A 19,806-nucleotide genomic window follows, 5' to 3' on the forward strand; every position below is an offset into this window, starting at 1 on the left:
CGTCAACTTTAAAATCGATATGCGTTAAATTAGGTGAGGATTGCGCGTGTTTGTTTGTGCCGCTCATGCCGATGCACGCGCGGCTTGGTTCCGCGTCGTTAATACGATAACGGGATAAGTATCCTCAGCGCTTCAGGCGGTCGCTGGCCATCGGGGCGGCACAGCCTAGAAACTTGTTACGAGGTTCATCTGGATGGCGTTGGAGCGCAGGCCTTTGCCGAATTCGCCGGAATAGTTCAGCGTCAGCCGCGCCGACTTTGAAAGCTTCGCGGAGACGCCGATCTCCGCCACGACGGAATCGCGGGGCATCTCGGTACCTTCGATTATAAAGGGCGAGCCACCAGAAAACGCCATACGCGAGTATGGCGTTACATCGCCTGCGATATGCCGCCAGCCCAGCAATCCGGAAACGGAGAGGGGCAATTCGTTCTCCGGCCAATCCATAGCCCAGCGCAATCCGACCGTCGAAGAGGTGATTGCGGCGTTTGCGCCGGCTGCAGAGAGTGCGGCGTCGCCACCCTTCTCCTCAAAGCTATCAGTGTCGAGATTGATGTAGGCGAGACTTGCGTAGGGTTGAACTTTGAGCGCGTCCCACTCGTAAGTCCATGAAAGATCGGCAAAGACCTGGCTGGTGGCGCTCGCATAGTTTGCCGATAGGTGGTCCGTAAATGTGCCGAATGCGATATCGCGCTGCGTGGATGCGTCATTGTGTGCGTAGATGGCGCCTCCGGCCAGTTGCACCGGGCCGATATCGCCCATGGCGTAAAGCCCGGCGTAATAGGAGTTTGCGTCGACCTGAGCGAACGATTGTTGACCAAAGCCGACCACACCGCCGACACGCCAGTGATCGGACACTGGTGCATCGGCCCCGAACAGGGCGCCGTCGACGCGGGTGTCGATCCCGGCTGCGTTGTTGCCTCCCGACAGGACGTTGGACGACAGAAGTCCTGAGGTCCAGAAGGTGACGTCGGTCTCCCGCTGGTGCGGCCCCCAGGCGATCTCGTCGAGAATCGCTTCCCGCGGAAAGCGGCTTTGCCATAGCAACGCGCTTTTGACAGAGGCATGGGCTTCGCCGCTCAGCTGCGCAAAGGCACTCGCGGCCGTGGCGGAATCAAGCGACAGAACTGCGTCGTAGACCACACGGCCCGATCCCATCTGTTCGACGGCCGCAGCGGCAGCCCGGCCATTTGCCGTATTTGCAACATCAGCGAATTGGACGCTGTTGCGGTCCAGTCGCATGTCGATGGTGGTGACGTCGTATGTCAGGGTTGGCGACAGAAAGGCGAAGTCGCTTGTCACAGTGTCGAACGTACCGGCAATGCTGCCGCCGGTCAGGATCGTGTAGCTGGTTGCTGCGGCGTAATTGCCGGTCGCTGCCTTGACGGCAAGCGTTCCGCCCTGGATGGAAACGGCTCCCGTGGCATCGACCTTGTCGGAGACGCCTCCCGTCGCAATGTCGACCTGGTAGGTGGATCCGGCGGCGAAGGTTACGTCCCCATTGACGCCAAGCGTTGCAATCCCTGGCCCTGGCGCCAATACGCCGCCTGCATTCACTAGGATGCCGCCGACATTGCCGCTACCAGAGAGAAGGCCGCCGTCGTCTATGCTGACGGCGCCCGATATGGTGCCATCGTTGACGAGCGAGCCGCCGGAAACAATTGCCGCGCCTGAAATCGTACCGGTGTTGGAGAATGTCCCGGCATTGTTCTGGAGTGCTGCAATCGTTCCGTCGTTTGCAGCCATTCCTGAATTCGTCACGGTAGCGGCCGTCGCGCCGCTGTTGTTGACGAAGGTGCCGGCAGCGCCGACATCGACATTCGCCAATGTCGCATTGTTGACGACGCTGCCTCCGGCCACTGTCGTTGCGCCCGTAACCGCTCCACCCGTATTATTGGTGAATATCCCGCCGTTGTTCTGGACGGAGGCGATCGTTCCGGCATTGGTGACCGTCCCGGCATTTGTAACGACGCCGGCTGTCGCGCCGGTGTTGTTGACGAAGGCTGCCGCGGCAGCGACATCAGCATTGGTGATGACAAAGTTGTTCGTCACCGTTCCGCTTTTGACGGTGGTTGTTCCTGTAATCGTGCCGCCGGCATTGTTGGTGAAGCTGCCGGCGGTGTTGGTCAGGCTCGCGATGGTGCCGGCATTGGATGCCGTGCCGGCATTGGTGACAGCGCCTGCGGTGGCCCCGCTGGTGTTGGTGAACGTGCCGGCTGTGCCGACATCGACGCTATTGAGGCTGGCATTGTTGGTGACGCTGCCGCCGGCGATATTCGTGTCACCGGTAACAGTTCCGCCAAAATTGTTGGTGAACGTCCCGGCGTCGTTCTGCACGGAGGCGATCGTCCCGGCATTGGTGGTGGTCCCGGAGTTTGTGATGGCGCCGGCGGTGGCGCCGGTGTTGTTGACGAAGGCTGCTGCCGCGGCGACATCAGCGTCGGTGATAACGAAATTGTTGGTAACCGTTCCGCCTTCGACGATGGTCTTCCCTGTTATAGTGCCTCCGGCATTGTTGGTGAAGCTGCCTGCCGTGTTGGTGAGGCTTGCGACTGTACCGGCATTGGACGCTGTGCCGGCATTCGTGACCGTTGCGGCGGTGGCCCCACTATTGTTGACGAAGGTTGCGGCCGCGGCGACATCGGCGTCGGTGATGACGAAGTTATTCGTGACCGTTCCGCCCGAGACGGTCGTTTTTCCCGTCACGGTGCCATCGTTTGTGAAACTGCCTGCAGTGTTTGTGACGCTGCCAACGGTTCCCGCATTTGATGTCGTGCCCGCGTTTGTCACCGCGTCGATGGTCGCTGCGCCATTGTTGACGAGCGTTGCGCCGGTGGAGACGTTGACCTGGCCTGTGGTGCCGTTGTTCGTGAGTGCGGTTCCTGTTGCGACAATGGCACTGCCGAGCGTGCCGTTGACTGAGACAATGCCATTGTTGAGATTGAGCTGTCCGTTGAGTTGGCCATCGAGGGACAGGCTGCCGCCATCGAGACTGACGTCGGAGTTCATCACGCCACCGCTGTTGATGCTGACGCTGCCTGATGTGATCGTTGTGCCATTCGTGCTGGTCAAAACGCCGGTATTGCTGATGGTGACGTTGCCGCCATTCACGTCCAGATGACCGACGGTCGCATCATTGGAAACTTGTGGAGACCCCGCGTCGACGTGTGCTGTATCGTTGGCGTCGGGCGCGGTTGGGGTCCAATTCGCCGCGTTACTGAAATCGTTGTCTGTTGCCCCGGACCAGGCCGATTGCGCGAAGCCATGCGCGGGCAGCGCGATGGACGCCAGTGCCGTAAACAAGCCTAGACGGCGATAGAATGCCGGGAGTAGTTGTTTCATCTGCAGGCCGACGCTTAGCGGGCACCCACCTGATGTCGGCGGGATGATCAATAATTTCTAGCGCCCACATGGTTAACGAAGCGTTAACCATGTGGGCGCGTATCGCCATTCGATGGTGAATATCTTTTTCTCGAGCCCCTCTTTTCGCTTTTCGCGATATGGGCCGATGTATCCCGCGGAAGTCTCCACTCGGCTTGCGGAAACCAACTTTGATCCCGACGAAAAGACGCGCGAATAATCACAAACAGACGCCGGGGATCGGCAGCGTGATTTCCGGATCGACGTCCGCAAGCAGGCCCGGCGCTTCAGACGGTCCCTTACAACGCAACCTCATCGTTGCACAATCTGCTCAAATGTTGCTGATCCGCCTTATTTCCATACAGGCATCCTCCAAAGCACCGGCCCTGGACACGACTGCCCTCTAGCAAAAACCGTTGAGCTTCAGGATCCCGTATGCTTCGATTGTCGCCCGCAGGCGATCTTCTGATTTGCGGTCACCACTGTTCGCGTCGGGATGATCGGCTTTCAGGCGCTCTTTATATCGGCTTTTGATCTCTTCAGACGTTGCAACCTGTTCGAGCCCCAGGACTTCGAACGCCTTGACCTCAAGTGGTTTGAGCTTGATCTGCGGTGCTGCTGCCGCCGCGTGGGACCTGTTCGCTATCCCTCGGGCTCTGAGTGATTTCGCTGATCCCGACGGGATAGACGACGGTAGTGGAGCCTCGCGGTGTTCCCGATCGGTCCTCACCCCGCGCGTGGCAATTTTACCCGCAGCTGCGTCAAGCTGGTACCGCGCGACGACGGGATCCGAATGGCTGGGATAGAAACTGTAACCCTTGGCGTAAATCTTTGAATGCTTCACACAGAAAGACAGGTAAAGCCCCTCTGCGGCGCTCCCGACCGGCGCTCTTTGGACACCAGGGCTATCGCAGCCATCCCACTGGCACCGGGGCGCGCTCGGTTGGGCTGGTTTGTCGCTGCTACTGCGGATAGGCCGAATGCCCACGAAAATCTTCGAGTCTGTCATCCGCGCGTTACATGGCGGGTGCTCTTTTCTAAGCAAGCTTCAACGCTCATCTAGTTGAAGATCAGTTCGAGATTTGTGATCGCCGAATGATCGACGTAACCCTTGAGCGTAAACGGAATGATTTGCCGATATGCACTGAACTGAGGCTGCCTGCGGTTTGAAGATTTGTACTAAAGTTGTTCGCCGGCGACCCGCCAACGCCATAGAATCTCACATGATTCGATCGAAAATCATATGATAAGTCGGCTCACGCGCAACGTGTGAATGACAATCGAGGAGAAGGCGTAAAACGACTCGGTGAACTTTCCGCGCGGCGCGAGGGGCCCCGAGGCCTTGCTTCGAGACCGCAATCTTGTTGATGTTGCCGCGGTGTTGAATGGTGAACAGCAGCTATTTGATAATCGCCGTCTATCGAAGAAGGGCCGCAAGGCTCAGCTGACCGAACGAATTCAGCAACTCTCGAAACAATCTGATGGTCTCACAGCCCAACAGTATGGCAAGCTTGAAGCAATAAGGATCATCGTAAAGGAACTTGCCAGTCTCGAGCCGCTCCTCGACCAGGGCATTATACCGACAACTCGGGTCTACGCTTTGCAGAGGGACGCTGCCGATCTAGACGGCGAGCTTGGAAGCTTGATTGCCTCAACTGCCGAGACCAACGGCGAGATTGCGGAAACAGGACTACAAATCATTCAAGTCGACGATGATCAACGAACCGAGATATCAGATCAACTTCGCCAGGCCGAAAGCGAGCTAGGCGAATATTCCGAACGTCTTGTCGCAGCAGAAGACGAGATCAGGCAAATGGACATTAAGGCACCCCAGGCTATTTCCAAGATTGCTGCAGATTCGACCGAGGACCAAAAAAACGGCCAGACGTACTATAGTTTCGAGTGCTCGTTCTCGATACCAAATGGGCAAGACTTGGTGAACTCGCGCCACTCGCGGGAATGCCGATGGAAGCGTTCGTACACACCGATGAGCGTACGGCGCTCGCTTATCTCGCTAAGCCGTTCACTGACCAGGTGGCGCATGCATTTCGAGAGGAATGATTGGACATTTGCCCAGTCAAGTGGCCCTGCAATGATGATCGCCCCGAATGGGCATCAGACGTCGTGTTAGGCATCAGTTGGGCTCTTTGAAACGAACCCCAACCCCACCACCTTCGCTCGAAAGAAACAGGACCCCGCCATTTTCCAATGTCATTCGAATGAGCTTCAGGTTGGCGGCTGTGATGGAAGGTACTCCATTCTCGGCTTCGGCACGTCGTATCGTTGAAAGTCCCACACCCGCTGTCTCGGCGAGATCTTCCGCCGACCATTTAAGAAGCGCTCTCGCCGCTCGTATCTGAGCCCCGGTGATTTCGCTCATATTTTCCAATTTCTCATTGAAACATTTTCGTTCATATGCAACATTTAGGTTCAAGCGGCCGCATCGGTGTTTTCGCCACCGGATGCGGCCTGCCAAAACCTAAGCTGTCAGGAGCTCGGATCATGGCTGATTCCGACAATAGCAGAACTTTATCAACCGTCACGCTGGCTTGCCGTCTTTCTTCACTCTTGTCGTAGCGGGGTAAAAGTGGAACTCCGCCAACTATCCCTTTTCCGAGCTGTTGCCGAGGAGCTTCACTTCGGTCGTGCTGCGATCAAGATGAACATCGCCCAGCCAGCGCTCAGCAACCATGTCATGGCGCTGGAGAGGGAGCTTGGATGTCCGTTGTTCATCCGCTCGACACGTCGGGTCGAGCTGACGCGGGCAGGGGAGACGTTCTACGATCGTGCTGTTCGCATCCTCAGCGAGATGGAGCTGACGACCGAGCTGACACGCGCCGCAGGCGGAAGTCGCATCCGCCAGATCAAGATTGGTACTGTCTATCCAGCCACCATGGGCATGCTGCCCCTGTTCCTCGGCAAGATCGCCCGCAAGTTCCCCGATGTCCGCATCCATATCGCCTCGGGAAACACCGGAGACATCATCCGCGGGCTGGAGACCGGACAGCTCAACCTCGGCTTCATCAGGCCGGTCGAAAACATCGGATCGCTGCGCTTCTTCTCCGTCGCCCATGAACGCTATCTTTTGGCTGTTGCCGAGAGCAATCCTCTGGCATCACTCAATGAGATCTCGATCGAAGACCTACGCGATCAGAAGATCATTGCCTTCAACCGGCAGAACCTCTCCTTCACCGAGCGGTACTTTAATGAGAAGTTCGAGGAATACGACCTGACCAAGAACGTTGCCTATAGCTGTGACGACACCTATTCCCTGGTCTCTCTCGTCTCTGCCGGTCTTGGCATCGGTTTCGCACCCGAGTGGACGACCGATATCCCGAACCGCAGCTTCGTGCTCAAGAAGGTGAAGGGAATCGACTTCAAGATCGGGCTTGGCATTGCATGGTCGAAGGAGGATCCGACCGCGTCCCGCGATGATATCGTTGACATCGCGAAATCGATGGTGCGGCAGGGGTGATGTTGCCTTCACTTCACCGGCAAAATGCAAAACTGCATTGGAAATGCGATCGCATCAATGCCCCTAAATGTCAGCGGCAGCGCCTTCACGCACGAACCGACGTCCGGAGTGCTTCGTGCTAGGCTAAGGAACTAAGATGAACACCCCACACAATGAGTCACGAGATCTGAATTTACGGCCCGTTGTCGGTCTTTTCAAAGCATCCCGGAACCGGTTGTCGAGCAGCTCGCGATCACTGCGATCAAAAGACATCGCGACCTAATGAAAATCGCAGAAGCATCGGGCGCTTCTTCGCCTGCAAGCACAAGCATTAGCTCTTTCTGAGATAGCGGCCGCCGACGCAATCGTCCGCTATGATTGCGTGCTGGACACGGAAGACGGCGAGGAAGTCGAAATTCTTCTCGGAAGCCTTATTCGGGAAGCAGTCTTGGAGAAGATTGTTCGCTAGGGTGCGTAAACGACGCGAGGCCCGCCGGTCACCGCAGGCCTTTTTGATGTGATAGTCGCACGGTGCCGTCCGATATATCTTTAATTATGCGTTGTAAGTGGTCAGATATTTTGTCGCGAGATGCGCTTCGATTGCTTCTGAACCACCTTTCGTTCCATAGCCGGAGTCCTTTACTCCACCGGACGACACCTCGGGAATTGCCAGGCCGTTGTGGTTCACCGTCAGCATCCCTGCGTCTATGGATTGACCAAGGTTGTGAAAGGTCGCATCCGCGAAGGTTAGGGAATCGAACTGGGTTCTGTTGGCGGAAAGGCCGTTAGTTCCCCTGCAAGACGTCCCCGTCAGAAACGTCGTCGAGAGCTTGATTATCTATGTTGCAACCGCCCTACGCCAGATATTGACGCGTTCTAAACACGCCAACCGTTCTCCCCGGGTTAGCGCAGCGTTTCCTGCCCCGTGATCACCTTCGAATTGCTTGCCACCTCAAATCCTGACAGTTCCTTTCCCAGGCGACGATCGCTTTGGCTCGAACGATGGTTGGGTGACGCCCAGATGCGACAACAAGGCGACGGCCTCGTGGGGTGACGTCACGACAGCGGTTAGGCAATGACCGCGGCCAAGACCACCCAGCACCGTTTCAAATGTAGCCCGTTTAGGAGCCGTCGACATCAACCTCGTAGCTCGCCCCCTCTATCGTTTCGCTGCGCAAATCACATTCGTCACCTCTGATGGGGCCGCTGGAGATAAAGTTGCAGATGGATCATCGCTTCGCAAATGAAATCGAAAAATCTCAAAATATCAATGCCTTAAGCTTGATGCTTGAGCCGCATATCGAGGCGATGGAGGAGTTGAGCCACCTCCCCGGTCCAGTCGTTGAAGGGTTTAGAGGGCTTGGCATCTTCCGGATGTTCGCTCCGAAGCAATTTGGAGGCGAGGAACGATCTTTTCCGGAAGCTCTCGCGCTGATCCGAGATATCTCGAGAGTAGACGCTTCGATGGGCTGGGTGGCATCCATCACAAGCGGTGGCTGCCTTGTCCTTCCGAAGCTCCCGATGGCTTCGCTTGAACACATTTATCGGAACGGTCCTGATCAGATTGTGGCGGGCTCCGCCTTGGCAGCTGGAATCGGACGGCGGGTAGAAGATGGCTGGCGCATCACCGGGCGCTGGCCGCTGGCGAGCGGTTGCATGGCCGCGGATTGGATTTTGACTTGCTTCAAGGAAGAGAAGCCCGATGGACCGGTAACAAAGGCAATGTTGCTTCCCGCAGAAAAAGTACGCGTTGATCAGACATGGCGAGCCATGGGACTTCGGGGGACCGGGAGCCACCACTTGCAGGTCGACAACGTTTTTGTTCCGGACGACTTTGTCTTTTCGATCGCCGAAGGGGAGCTCACAATCGACAGCGCGCTCTACAGGCGGCCACCGCATCTTTTTGCGCTCATGCACGGCGCTGTCCACCTGGGACTCGCTCGCGCGGCGATGGACGACGTCATTGAGATCATGAAGCCCGCCGAAAGCGGCCCAGCACTCCTTCGTCGTCAAAGTGCGTATTTTGAACTTGGATGGTGCGAGGCCAAACTCAAGGCCACCCAAGTAGCTCTCGACAGACAGGTGGACTTGGTGTGGGGAGATGTTGTCCACAACACGCACAGTGACGCCGCCTCCCTGCCGAACACAATTCAGCTAGGCGTCCACGTCGCGACCGTGGCCCTGGAGATCGTGCGAAAATGTTTCGAGCTGGGTGGTAGCGCTGCGGTTTACGAAGACTGCCCGCTACAGCGGCGACTTAGAGATATTCAGGTTGCGACACAGCATGGACTCATCCAACGTGCAAACTTCATCACCGGCGGCAGGGCTCTCTTCGATGAGGCCGCGTCTAACAGCGGTGGCAATGCGCTCTTCGCGTCGAATGGGTGACTTTGGATGGCTCCAGGCATTGAGGAGACTTTAGCTTGGGGCCGACACAAAGCCGGCCAAACCTGATGTCGTTAGTCCGCGTTGCTCTGCGCCAGTGCAAAGCCGGTATCCTCAAGAGACATCTCAGCTCCACTCATTCAGTCGATTCTATCGATCCGGATTCGCTGCGTCACCAAGGGATGCGAAGTTGCATGTGGTATGGCTTCCAACCAACTCTGTTCGATTGGTCTCCGCGATCGGCGGGGAGGTAGCGTCGGAAGATGACAGTGGTAACTCAAACCGCATATTCCGTAATTCTGATGAATGAATGATCCGGGACAATCATTGGGCATCAGCAACGTCCGCGCCGTTAATTTCGATAGCGCGCGCGTTCTGATCAATCGATAGCCCACGGTGCACAATGACCCAGCGAATTCACTACCGCATCGAGACGCCTCGAGCCAGCATTGCCGTTGAAGAAGTCGGGCGCGGAAGCCCGATCCTTTTCATTCATAGCGGCTCCACAACGCGAGCTGTCTTTGCGAAACAGTTCGAAAGCAGGTTGGCCGAAGAGCATCGGCTCATAGCATTCGATCTGCCCGGACATGGTGCGTCGTCAGACGCGTATGATCCCGCCAGAACCTACGTGATACCGGGGCTCGCCAACACCGTTTTGGATCTGATCGCCTATCTCGGTCTTTCCGACATTATATTGGTCGGGTGGTCGCTTGGCGGGGAAATTGCGATCGAGGTCGCTTCTAGGTTCGATGATGTTCGGGCGTTGGTACTTTCCGGCACAGCTCCCGCCGCAGAGTATTACACTCAAGGGTTAAAGCCGCCGCCGCGAGTAGCTCTGTCAAGCAAAACGATCTGGTCGGCAGAGGACGCATCAGAGTACATCTCGACGTCGCTCGATCCCTTGGCGGTCCCGCTAATGCGGCAATCCGCCGTCCGTACGGACGCGCGGTTCCGCGAAATACTCGTGACTGGCATGCGTGACGGATTGAGCTGCAACCAACGCGAAGTCGTCCAGAACAGCCCTTTTCCGATAGCTGTCATAAACGGAGCCGATGATCCCATAATCGACCTCGACTATGTTGACAGTCTCGTGATTCCGAACTTATGGGCCCGCCAGTGTCTGCGGATACGCCATGTCGGTCACGCCCCGCATTGGTCGGCACCGGACGTATTCAACCAGCTGCTTAGAGGCTTCGCTCATGATCTGAACGAGGGCTACTCAGGATATCCCAGATACGGCCACATGGCCAACCTTTGGAACAAGGCCGGATGACGGCCCAACCCGGCGTCCGCTCTTTCGTCGGAATGAATGGAACCCAACTCCATGATAGAAAGGGAAACCAAGTGACTGACATTCTCAAGAAGATCGAAGCGTACAAGCTCGAGGAGATCGCCGCCGCGAAACAGTCCGTCCCAATGGCGGATCTCAAGGCAAGACACGCCGATCAGGAAGCGCCACGTGGCTTCGCGCGAGCCCTCGCCAGCAAGAAGGAGGCCGGAGAATTTGGCCTTATAGCGGAGATCAAAAAGGCAAGCCCGTCGAAAGGGCTGATACGACCTGATTTTGATCCACCCTCGCTCGCGGCGTCTTACGAACGTGGGGGCGCAGCGTGTCTATCGGTGCTCACGGACAAGCCAAGTTTCCAAGGTGCTCCGGAGTTTCTTGCCGCGGCTAGACAAGCCTGCTCGCTGCCTGCACTTCGGAAAGACTTCATGTTCGACGTCTACCAAGTGAACGAGGCCCGAGCTTGGGGAGCGGATTGCATCCTGCTCATCATGGCGTGTCTCTCGGATGACGGCGCAAAACGTCTCGAGGACGAGGCATTCAGCCTCGGCATGGATGTGCTGTTGGAAATACATGACGAATGGGAGATGGAGAGAGCGTTGAAGTGCACTTCGATGCTTCTCGGAATCAATAACCGCGATCTGCGCACCTTCAACGTCGATCTCGCCACGAGCGAGCGTCTCTCAACACTCGTCCCGGACGACCGAATTATTGTGGCGGAAAGCGGGATTCTGGATCACAGTGATTGCGTCAGGCTGAAATCATCGTCAGACATCACGACCTTTCTCGTAGGCGAGAGCTTAATGCGCAAGAGCGATGTGGCCGCTGCGACAAGGGAACTACTCGGCGAATGATGCTTCCCGACGAACGATGCGGTACCCTGTTACATACGAAATGAGCCAAGGCGGTTTTGAAATCGCCTGCGAATGGCGCTGATGGATTTTTGGCTTCATGGGCTCTGCCCTTTTGAAGAAGTTACCTGAGGTCCACAATGTACGAAAATGGCATCGCTTCCCTCTTCGCCGCTGCCGCCGATCGGGCGGCGCGGTTCCGGGAGAAAATTCGTGACCGGCCGCAGCGGCCATCCCAAGACTACGCTTCTTCGCTGGAAGCGTTCGACGAACCGCTGCCCGAGCACAGCAGCTCAATGCAAGATGCCCTGGAAGAGCTTTGGGAAAAGGCAGAGCCTGGTCTGCACATGCCGACCGGGCCGCGATTCTTCGGTTGGGTGATGGGTGGATCACATCCCGTGGGAGTAGCTGCAGATTTTATGGCTTCGGCGTGGGGGCAGAACGCAGGCAATCATATGGCTGCCCCTTCTGCCGCCGCCGCGGAGACAGTTGCTGCCCGCTGGCTGCTTGAGCTTCTTGGTTTGCCTCGTGAAAGCTCCGTAGGCTTCGTGACTGGTGCGACTGCTGCGAACTTCACCTGCTTGGCCGCGGCGCGCAGTTCGCTTTTGCGAGGAGTCGGATGGGATGCCGACGCCAGAGGTCTATTTGGCGCTCCTCCGATAACCGTTGTGATCGGCGACGACGCCCACACCACGATCTTCTCGGCGCTGCAATATCTAGGACTGGGACACGAGCGTGTCGAACGAATTCCGACCGATGAAGATGGCAGGATCGATGTAGGCGAGTTCACAACCCGTTTGGGTCAGTTGAAAACTCAAGGCGCCCTGATCCTCGTGATTCTTCAAGCCGGGCAAATCAACACGGGGGCCTTTGACAATTTCGACGAGTTAATCCCCTTGGCCAAGAGCGCAGGAGCTTGGGTGCATATTGATGGAGCATTTGGCCTGTGGGCTAGGGCTTCAGTCAACAAGAGGCATCTTGCTACCGGCGTAGAACGTGCGGACAGTTGGGCCACCGATGGTCATAAATGGCTTCAGGTCCCGTACGACGGTGGCTACGCGTTCGTTCGCGATGAGCTTTCGCACCGTCGCGCGATGACCATGTCGGCGAGTTATCTGCCCGTAGCCTCAGACTACGAACGCGATCCCGCACAGTACGTCCCCGAATTGTCCCGACGTGCCCGTGGCTTTGCCACCTGGGCCGTTATCAAACACCTTGGACGGGATGGAGTGAGCGCGATCGTAGAGAGGAATTGCGATGCCGCGTCTGAGATGGCTTCGATCCTGTCGGGCGAGCCCGGTATTGAAGTCCTGAACACCGTTGTATTGAACCAGATTGTCGTCAGCTTCGGCGGTGGTGTAGCGCTGGACGGAGACTCGCTTACCGCAAGGGTAATTCAACTGATACAGGAAACCGGCGAGGTTTTTGCGGGAGGTGCCCGCTGGAAGGGGAAATCTGTTATGCGGATTTCGGTCACCAACTACCTTACGGACGTCGAAGAGGGCCGCCGTGCCGCACAATCCATCATCGGCTCTTATCGGGCGGCAGTGAATGGTGGTTAGCTGGGTCGACTGATGACCGCTGTCGCGATGAAGCCATCTATCCGCTGAAGCAAAAAAGGGCCGTTGCCCCTAGAATGGGAATTGCGGGCTCGCGTAAAAAGCTCAGCTCTCACCCTGGGCTGAGCACCGACCGGCGGGCATTAGGAGCGCGGCTATGAAGGCGCAGGTGGCGGCGACCACAATGCCAGCGAATGCCCAGTGCAACGACTTGTCGAAAACCAACTGTAGCTCGCGAACGGAAGCGAGCGTGCTTAGACCGTTGGTCTCGCTCAACGAAGCGTGGATCAACGCAGACAATCGCCCATATCCATAGCGATCGATACCGATATTTATGATCGATCCTAAGGCCGTGGCTCCCAGGGTATTTCCAAGCGTGCGCGCAAACATCACGGATGCGGTCGCCGATCCTCGCAACGACCACTCAACACTGTCCTGAACTACGGCTATGCTTGTCAGACTGAGTAAGCCCATACCAAACCCCATCAGAAAAGCTCCCGTCGCCGCGACCGCCGGATGAGTTGCGGGATTGAGGAAAAGCAGTAGCAACGCGCCTGCCGGCAGCATCAGACTGCCTCCTTGGAGGGTATTGCGGATGCCCACCGACTTGTAGAAACGCCTCGCAAGAAATGTAGACAACGGCCATCCCACGATGAGAGCTGCGAGAGCAGTGCCAGAGACCATGGGCGATCGCCCCAATACGCCCTGAACATATAGAGGGAGTACGGTCGTGATGCCGATCAATGCAATACCCGCGAAGAAGTTCGCCGCGATGCTGGTTGCGATAGGGCGCTTACCCCAGAGAGCGAGTGAGATGATCGGTTCGGCTGTCCTTTGTTCTGCTCTGATGAACAATGCGCCACTCACGACGCACGTTAAAGCCAAGCATGCCAAGATAGGTCGTCCGGCGTCAAACTCGGTAACAATGACGAGCAAAGTCACCATTGCTACTATAAATAGCAGCATGCCGGTGTAATCGATGTGAGAGTAGCGTCGCGGTGGGTTCTCGCGCAGAAAAATGCCAAAGCCGACAAGCGCTAAAATACCGATTGGTATGTTGATCCAGAAAATCCAAGCCCAGTTTAGCGCATCGACGATCAACGCGCCGGCTAGAGGGCCGATGACAGCCGACGCCGCCCAGACACCGGCGGCTAGACCTTGAACCCGTCCACGTTCCTCCAATTTGTATAAATCGCCCACGATCGTGATCGTCAGGGGCTGAATAGCTCCGGCTCCAATGCCCTGTAGCGCGCGGAACGCAATGAGAGATAGGAGAGACGAAGCGAAACCGCAAAGAAGCGAGCCGCCGAGAAACAAAGCGATACCGATCATGAGGATGGGTCGACGGCCGTGGATATCGGCAAGTTTCCCATAAATCATCATGGTCGTGCACTGGGCAAAGAGGAAGGCGGCAAAGACCCAGCTGTAACGTGAGAATCCCCCAAGCTCGCCAACTATGTTTGGCATCGCTGTGGCGACGACTGTCGCTTCGGTCGCGATCATGAACGTCGCTAGTAAAATTGAAGCGACGACGAGATTGCGATTGGTAGATGTGGTGATGCCAGGCATGGTGGGCTTTCGAGTAAAAAAGCGTGACGGCTTTCGAATGGCGTGATTGTTGCCTAGAGCGCTCCGAGCTGAGCTGGGGTTTCAGCGAGACGGCAGTCGTGTCTGATGCGCCTCGTATCCGCCATAAATCGGCTGATAAGAGGTGTTCATTGACTCACGACGATGTGGGAGGCCCGCACCAGTCCACGGAGCCGAAGAAATCGGTGACGACGTTGCGAAACTCGTCGGGCTCTTCAGAAAACAGGAAATGTCCGGAATGCTTGAATTCTACGAAGATCGCCTTTTCGATCCCTTCAACCAGGCATCGGCTCGCTCGCGGCGGACACACCCAGTCATAGGAACCGACCATCACTAGCGCTGGCGCGGAGATACGGTCCAATGCGCCTCTGAGATCGTACTTGGGGGCCAGTTCGGTCATGAAATGCTTCATCATGTCGATATTAGGTAGCGTCGATCGCATGAGGCGTGCCGTGAGCCGCTCGTTAGCGGGACCCGCGTAGTAAGGTCCGACTTTCTCGAAGAACTGAAATACGGTCTCTCTTGTAATGTCGCCTCCGAAGAGCCGCGAGGCCGCCTCCAATGCCTCCGGCGAAGCACGATCGGCAAGTGAGGGGGCGCGTGTCCCAGGCACATCCTCGATCGGAAGGACCGTTGGCGATGTTCCCGCCAGCAATAGCCCCTTTGCGAAGCCCGGGTAGCGAAGCGCGATGTGCAGGGCAACGAACCCGCCTGCGGAGTGACCAAACACAAAAGGCTTCGTCACTCCCAAGTTCTGCGCCAACCCTACGACATCGTCAGCCATTTGCTCCAGCGTAGCCGTCTCGAGCGGTGATCTCTCCGATCGTCCCTGGCTACGTAGATCGACATAAATAACCTGTGCAAGGTCCGCCAACGGTCCTAGCCCATCCCGAAGATACCCATGATCGAAGCCAAGGCCACCATGAAGCGCGATGATAACCGGTTTTTCTCGGAGCACGCCGTCGATGCTCTCAAGCGCTGATCCTTGGACATCAAAGAAAAGGGCTGTCCCATTCACGGTCGAGTACACTGCTGAGTTCCTTCACATCAATTATTGTGAAGACGTTCCAGCTTCGGCGTTTTGTAGCGATGTCAAAAACGTGCGCGGCGGGTTGCAAACGTAACGGGAGAGCTACCCACGTCCTTCTGGTGGAGATAATTTCGTCGGTTTCCGAGTGCTAAGGCCCTTCGCTAGGATTGCCGAAGCCAAGCCAGAGAAACGGGCTGTCGTCTCTCAGGTGCACGTGGCTGTCTTGATGCTCGCGGGAGAAGGCCTGATGAGACATGCGCGCTGACTGAGAGGGCACGACCAAGAAGCACGCCATCACTATTCCGCATAGTGCGATTGCCACACCAGCCGTGTATGAACATGGGAAACTGATCGCTCTGCCGAAGCTGTCTGCACCTTCGATTCGCCGTACGTGATCCCGGTAGTCACTGCAGTTCATGCATCCTCCATCTCGGTTTTCGGAAAGCTGGAGCGTTTTTGCTGCCTGGCTATTTAGAAAGCGGGATTTAGCGGTTACATTTGCAACACGAGAAACCTATCGGGATTGGTCCCACATCAAGGGGCATCGACCGGTTGCCGAGCACTCACGCCGGGAACATCCTGCTGACGTAGCAAACTCGCCGAAATTGTCGTCCAATCGACGATAATGTAGTACCTTCGAGGGAACGCGCAGCTAGTTCTTTTGAGCTGGTGACGCGCGGCAGCGCGAAGATTGCCGTCGATAGACGTCAGAAGCAAGTTGCGCGGTACCCATCAGGCGATGAACGTCGACGTCGCCACACCGATTTCTGGCCGTGCCTAATGCAGCGTTGATACGCCTTTTTGTCGGTCGGTGCTTGCAGGCCGCTTTTCGCTGTCACTCGTCAATCAGGCAACTTCAGTTTTGTATTCTGAACGCTTTTCAGGTATCTGCCTTCTTAGTTCACGGGAAGGTTCATTGCATGGAAGTACACGATCGGACGTCATCGGTATTGAAGGATCACTTCGACCGAAACCGGACGAATCTAAGTCGCTCGGAGCTAGTCGTTGCCGAGCATCTCGTTTCCATGCCGATCGACGTTCTCATCTTTCGAAGTGCCGAAGAAATCGCTGCCGAAACAGGTACCAGCGATGCGACCGTCATCCGCGCGGCTCGTCGATTGGGCTTCAGCGGACTGCCGGAGCTGAAGCGTATCTGCAGCAGGGTCATGGCGCAAACTCTTCCTACGTCCGAACGACTCGAGCATCGGTTTCGCGCGACGGGGGAGAATTTGACCAACGTTGCCAAGCAGATGTTCGAAGCTGCGCGGGAAGTGGTCACCGCGACCGAAGAGCAGTTTGACGAAAACGAAGTCTCCCACGCGGTGTCAATCTTGGAGCAGGCAGACACTGTATGGTGTCTGGGTATCGGGACCTCGGAAGCAGAAGCAATCCATTGCTCTGTAGCGCTCAGCAGGGTGGGGCTTCGGACACGCTGTTCGGGTGCATCCGGCTTCACTCTTGCTAACCAGCTCCTCGACTTGCGCCGCGACGACGTCGTCGTGATGTTTCATGCCCTTCGGGACGCTGATGAACTCAAACTCGTCGTACGCCAAATCTCAGAGATCGGATGCAAAGTCATTTTGATATGCGGCGTTCAGCTGAAGGCCACTTATGAGGGCATGGTCTCGGCTTTGATCACATGCACGAGCACGCCGTCGAAGTTAGCCAGTTGGAGCCTTGGAGCGCTCGTGATCGCTGACATTCTTTCTTACGGTGTGGCGGTCCGCAATCAGAAGCAAGCGATTGACAGCAAGGCGCGTCTATCAAAATTGCGTGCCGCGATCAGCACCAGGTGAAAGTGGATGCTGACCGTAGATTTCGTGCAAATAACATGATTATTATAGTTATGTTTATTGAAATGCATGCTGCAATAATGTAGTGCTCACGACATTGTCGCGCTGGCCTCTGGTTGTCGCGATAATGACCGAGGGATTCGAGCCGCTTGCAGCCGGCCAAATGAATTGATCAAGGGCTGGTTACATGCCGGCTCGAGTTCGGCTTGTCGTTATCGATCCGACAGGCATCCTTGTTGCCAATTTCCAATCCGGCGGGAAGTAGTCGCTTCCGCGCCCGGGATACCTGTGTTGTCTATGTCGCCGAGGGATTTCAATGATTTATAGACAGAGCCGATTGATTTTCACTTTGCTTGCGACTTCAGCCATGTTGCCGTGTGTCGCGCTCGCACAGGAAGCCAAGGACGACGAAGCGGCGACTATTCTAGATACGATCGCCATCACAGGCAATTGGCTGGACAAACCAAACGCTGAGAAAGTCCTGAAGCATGCGGGCGCACGTACGATTGTCGATCAACAGCAGATCGAAGAAAGCGGGGCTCAGAATGTCCGAGACGCGTTGAGGTTGGTTCCTGGGGTCCAGGTGCAGGATAGTAACGGGACTGGCGGCAGCGATGTGTCGCTGAATTTGGGAGTTCGCGGCCTTACATCCCGTCTTTCCCCGCGTTCGACGGTGCTGATGGATGGGATCCCGTTGTCCTACGCCCCTTATGGGCAGCCTCAGCTTTCTCTATTTCCGCTCGTCTTGGGAAACGTCGATACGATCGATGTCGTCCGTGGCGCGGGGTCCGTGCGCTATGGCCCGCAGAACGTCGGCGGGATTATCAATTTTGTCACGAACCCAATCCCAGAAAATTTCACCGCTAGGTTCTCGTCCGGCGCTGAAATCGCAGGCAACAACGGCAACGTGAAAGCAACGCCCAGCGTCCTCATCGGCGGTACGAACGCTGATGGCTTGGGTGGGGCTATTCTTTATTCCGGGATCCATGGGGAAGGATATCGCGATAGCAATGACCGATCGGATATCGATGATATCATATTGAAGGGAAGTTATGAGCTTTCCGATACTGACAAGCTGAGTGCCCAGTTTCATCATTACGAGGGCGAGGGCAAAATGCCAGGCGGCCTGACGACCGCTGAGTATGACGCTGATCCATACCAGTCTACCAAAAAGTACGACAACTTCACCGGTCGTCGGAACGACATCTCGCTACGATATCAACATGATGACGGTGAGAACAACTTCGAGCTACTCGGATACTACGTCAACTCATTTCGCGGCAGCAATGTGGAGCAACAGGGTACAGGCGCGAGCGCTGGCCTATATCGCCTCACCTCCGCTCCCCGAAGCTACGAGTATTATGGTATCGAACCGCGATACTCGCGCCTATTTGAATTCGGCGGAATCTCGCAGGAAGTCACCATTGGGTACCGATATCTTTGGGAACAGAGTTCGGAAGTAGCAGCGCGGACAGGGTTCTACAACAGAGCCACTGGGATCAATCCCAACAACCTGAGCATGAACACCTATCAAACGAGTGATGGGGGGACGACCGCACATGCCTTCTATATCGACGACAAAATCGAGATCGGCAACTGGACGATCACGCCCGGCGTACGATACGAAATCATCAATACGCATAATGACATAGTAAATATCGGCACGACGACCACGTCGGTCAGCCGGGAAATTGATGCGCGCGAAGTTCTCCCGACCCTTTCGGCTTCCTACCAGGTCAATGATGCGTGGACCGTCTTTGCGAACGTCGGCGTTTCGTTTGGGCCACAGCAGTACAGCCAGCTCGCATCCACCACTGACGGCCTTCATCCTGAGAAGGCGACGACCTACGAGATTGGCACCCATTATGAGGGTGACAGCTTTAGTGCCGAGTTCACCTTGTTCAATATCGACTTTGACAAGGAACTTTACCTTGGCCGATCGATCGTCGGTGAAGGGATATGGACGGACCTCGGCGCTACCCAGCACCGCGGCGTCGAAGCAGCCGCGCGCTACGATCTGGGGAGTGTCACGCCTATGCTCGAAGGCTTGTCGTTGAGCGCGAGCTATACCTACACAGAGGCGACCTACAAAGCAGGCGCATTCAAGGACCGCGACCTCCCCTTCTACTCGCGCCAGGTAGCATCCCTTGGTGCCGGCTATCAGTACAACGACTGGGCATTCAATGCCGATGTCACGGCACAGACCAAACAGCACTCGCCCGGAACGGCTACCGACGGCGCGACGTACGTCACCGATGAAGATCCAACTGGTCGGCTGGGCGATATCCCGGGTTACGCAACGGTGAACCTCCGCGTTGCCTACCAACCGCAAGACAAGGAGAATGCACCGAAGTTTGCATTCGGTGTAAAAAACCTTTTCGACAAGGAGTACTTCACCCGCGCCACCGACAACAATGGGGGCAAATTTGTCGGACAGCCGCGCACATTCTTCGTTAACGCATCCATCGCCTTCTGATAACGAAATAGTTCGGTGCCGCATGGTGC

Annotated in this window: 12 protein-coding genes and 3 pseudogenes; 9 read left to right on the forward strand and 6 right to left on the reverse strand. The window is 56.4% G+C overall.

Annotated elements, in window-relative coordinates; translation table 11 throughout:
• Positions 1-165: 165 nt before the first annotated feature.
• A complete protein-coding gene (locus QTL96_RS24725; RefSeq protein ID WP_289729564.1) occupies positions 166-3,339 on the reverse strand; it encodes an autotransporter domain-containing protein in 3,174 nt (1,057 codons plus the stop codon).
• Between the two features lie 421 nt (positions 3,340-3,760).
• Complete coding sequence (locus QTL96_RS24730; RefSeq protein WP_289729565.1) at positions 3,761-4,366, reverse strand: DnaJ domain-containing protein; 606 nt, start codon at positions 4,364-4,366, stop codon at positions 3,761-3,763.
• A 357-nt stretch (positions 4,367-4,723) separates the two neighbouring features.
• Between QTL96_RS24730 and QTL96_RS24735 the strand changes: the two are divergent.
• Positions 4,724-5,418: pseudogene (locus QTL96_RS24735) on the forward strand (HlyD family type I secretion periplasmic adaptor subunit); the annotation flags it as partial.
• 73 nt (positions 5,419-5,491) lie between these two features.
• On the opposite strand, the gene QTL96_RS24740 reads toward QTL96_RS24735, so the two are convergent.
• Complete coding sequence (locus tag QTL96_RS24740) at positions 5,492-5,737, reverse strand: helix-turn-helix domain-containing protein (protein ID WP_289729566.1); 246 nt, start codon at positions 5,735-5,737, stop codon at positions 5,492-5,494.
• 207 nt (positions 5,738-5,944) lie between these two features.
• Here QTL96_RS24740 and QTL96_RS24745 point away from each other — a divergent pair, with 207 nt between their 5' ends.
• Together QTL96_RS24745 and QTL96_RS31305 are read left to right on the forward strand one after the other, a co-directional pair.
• On the forward strand, positions 5,945-6,832 hold the full coding sequence (locus QTL96_RS24745; RefSeq protein WP_289729567.1) for a LysR family transcriptional regulator: 888 nt from the start codon (positions 5,945-5,947) through the stop codon (positions 6,830-6,832).
• A 180-nt stretch (positions 6,833-7,012) separates the two neighbouring features.
• Positions 7,013-7,156, forward strand: a pseudogene (locus tag QTL96_RS31305) (transcriptional repressor TraM); the annotation flags it as partial.
• A gap of 208 nt (positions 7,157-7,364) precedes the next feature.
• Here QTL96_RS31305 and QTL96_RS24750 read toward each other — a convergent pair.
• Positions 7,365-7,535, reverse strand: a pseudogene (locus QTL96_RS24750) (aldehyde dehydrogenase family protein); the annotation flags it as partial.
• Between the two features lie 500 nt (positions 7,536-8,035).
• Between QTL96_RS24750 and QTL96_RS24755 the strand changes: the two are divergent.
• The 4 genes from QTL96_RS24755 to QTL96_RS24770 all read left to right on the forward strand — a co-directional run bounded on the left by QTL96_RS24755 (position 8,036) and on the right by QTL96_RS24770 (position 12,894).
• On the forward strand, positions 8,036-9,199 hold the full coding sequence (locus QTL96_RS24755; RefSeq protein ID WP_289729629.1) for an acyl-CoA dehydrogenase family protein: 1,164 nt from the start codon (positions 8,036-8,038) through the stop codon (positions 9,197-9,199).
• A gap of 400 nt (positions 9,200-9,599) precedes the next feature.
• The gene (locus tag QTL96_RS24760; protein WP_289729568.1) at positions 9,600-10,469 is read left to right on the forward strand and encodes an alpha/beta hydrolase; all 870 of its coding nucleotides are present in this window, start codon (positions 9,600-9,602) and stop codon (positions 10,467-10,469) included.
• Between the two features lie 71 nt (positions 10,470-10,540).
• Entirely contained in the window at positions 10,541-11,335 is a 795-nt protein-coding gene (gene trpC / locus QTL96_RS24765; protein ID WP_289729569.1) for an indole-3-glycerol phosphate synthase TrpC, read from the forward strand.
• Between the two features lie 137 nt (positions 11,336-11,472).
• Complete coding sequence (locus QTL96_RS24770) at positions 11,473-12,894, forward strand: aminotransferase class V-fold PLP-dependent enzyme (RefSeq protein WP_289729570.1); 1,422 nt, start codon at positions 11,473-11,475, stop codon at positions 12,892-12,894.
• Between the two features lie 102 nt (positions 12,895-12,996).
• Here QTL96_RS24770 and QTL96_RS24775 read toward each other — a convergent pair whose 3' ends face one another.
• Positions 12,997-14,460: an MDR family MFS transporter gene (locus QTL96_RS24775; RefSeq protein WP_289729571.1), complete on the reverse strand. Its 1,464-nt coding sequence runs from the start codon at positions 14,458-14,460 to the stop codon at positions 12,997-12,999.
• Positions 14,461-14,614: 154 nt separating this feature from the next.
• Positions 14,615-15,508 (reverse strand): alpha/beta hydrolase, encoded by an 894-nt coding sequence (locus QTL96_RS24780; protein WP_289729572.1) that lies wholly within the window; start codon positions 15,506-15,508, stop codon positions 14,615-14,617.
• Between the two features lie 920 nt (positions 15,509-16,428).
• On the opposite strand from QTL96_RS24780, the gene QTL96_RS24785 reads away from it, so the two are divergent.
• The gene (locus QTL96_RS24785) at positions 16,429-17,304 is read left to right on the forward strand and encodes a MurR/RpiR family transcriptional regulator (RefSeq protein ID WP_289729573.1); all 876 of its coding nucleotides are present in this window, start codon (positions 16,429-16,431) and stop codon (positions 17,302-17,304) included.
• A 313-nt stretch (positions 17,305-17,617) separates the two neighbouring features.
• The gene (locus QTL96_RS24790) at positions 17,618-19,777 is read left to right on the forward strand and encodes a TonB-dependent siderophore receptor (protein WP_289729574.1); all 2,160 of its coding nucleotides are present in this window, start codon (positions 17,618-17,620) and stop codon (positions 19,775-19,777) included.
• Positions 19,778-19,806 lie beyond the last annotated feature (29 nt).

It is taken from the genome of Rhizobium sp. S163, from assembly GCF_030380805.1.
Classification (GTDB): Bacteria; Pseudomonadota; Alphaproteobacteria; order Rhizobiales; family Rhizobiaceae; genus Rhizobium.

Bases quoted from the DNA above. Each gene is read 5' to 3' on its own strand.
- QTL96_RS24725 (WP_289729564.1), bottom strand. From the start codon at position 3,339: ATGAAACAACTACTCCCGGCATTCTATCGCCGTCTAGGCTTGTTTACG.
- QTL96_RS24730 (WP_289729565.1), bottom strand. From the start codon at position 4,366: ATGACAGACTCGAAGATTTTCGTGGGCATTCGGCCTATCCGCAGTAGC.
- QTL96_RS24740 (WP_289729566.1), bottom strand. From the start codon at position 5,737: ATGAGCGAAATCACCGGGGCTCAGATACGAGCGGCGAGAGCGCTTCTT.
- QTL96_RS24755 (WP_289729629.1), top strand. From the start codon at position 8,036: ATGGATCATCGCTTCGCAAATGAAATCGAAAAATCTCAAAATATCAAT.
- QTL96_RS24760 (WP_289729568.1), top strand. From the start codon at position 9,600: ATGACCCAGCGAATTCACTACCGCATCGAGACGCCTCGAGCCAGCATT.
- QTL96_RS24770 (WP_289729570.1), top strand. From the start codon at position 11,473: ATGTACGAAAATGGCATCGCTTCCCTCTTCGCCGCTGCCGCCGATCGG.
- QTL96_RS24775 (WP_289729571.1), bottom strand. From the start codon at position 14,460: ATGCCTGGCATCACCACATCTACCAATCGCAATCTCGTCGTCGCTTCA.
- QTL96_RS24785 (WP_289729573.1), top strand. From the start codon at position 16,429: ATGGAAGTACACGATCGGACGTCATCGGTATTGAAGGATCACTTCGAC.
- QTL96_RS24790 (WP_289729574.1), top strand. From the start codon at position 17,618: ATGATTTATAGACAGAGCCGATTGATTTTCACTTTGCTTGCGACTTCA.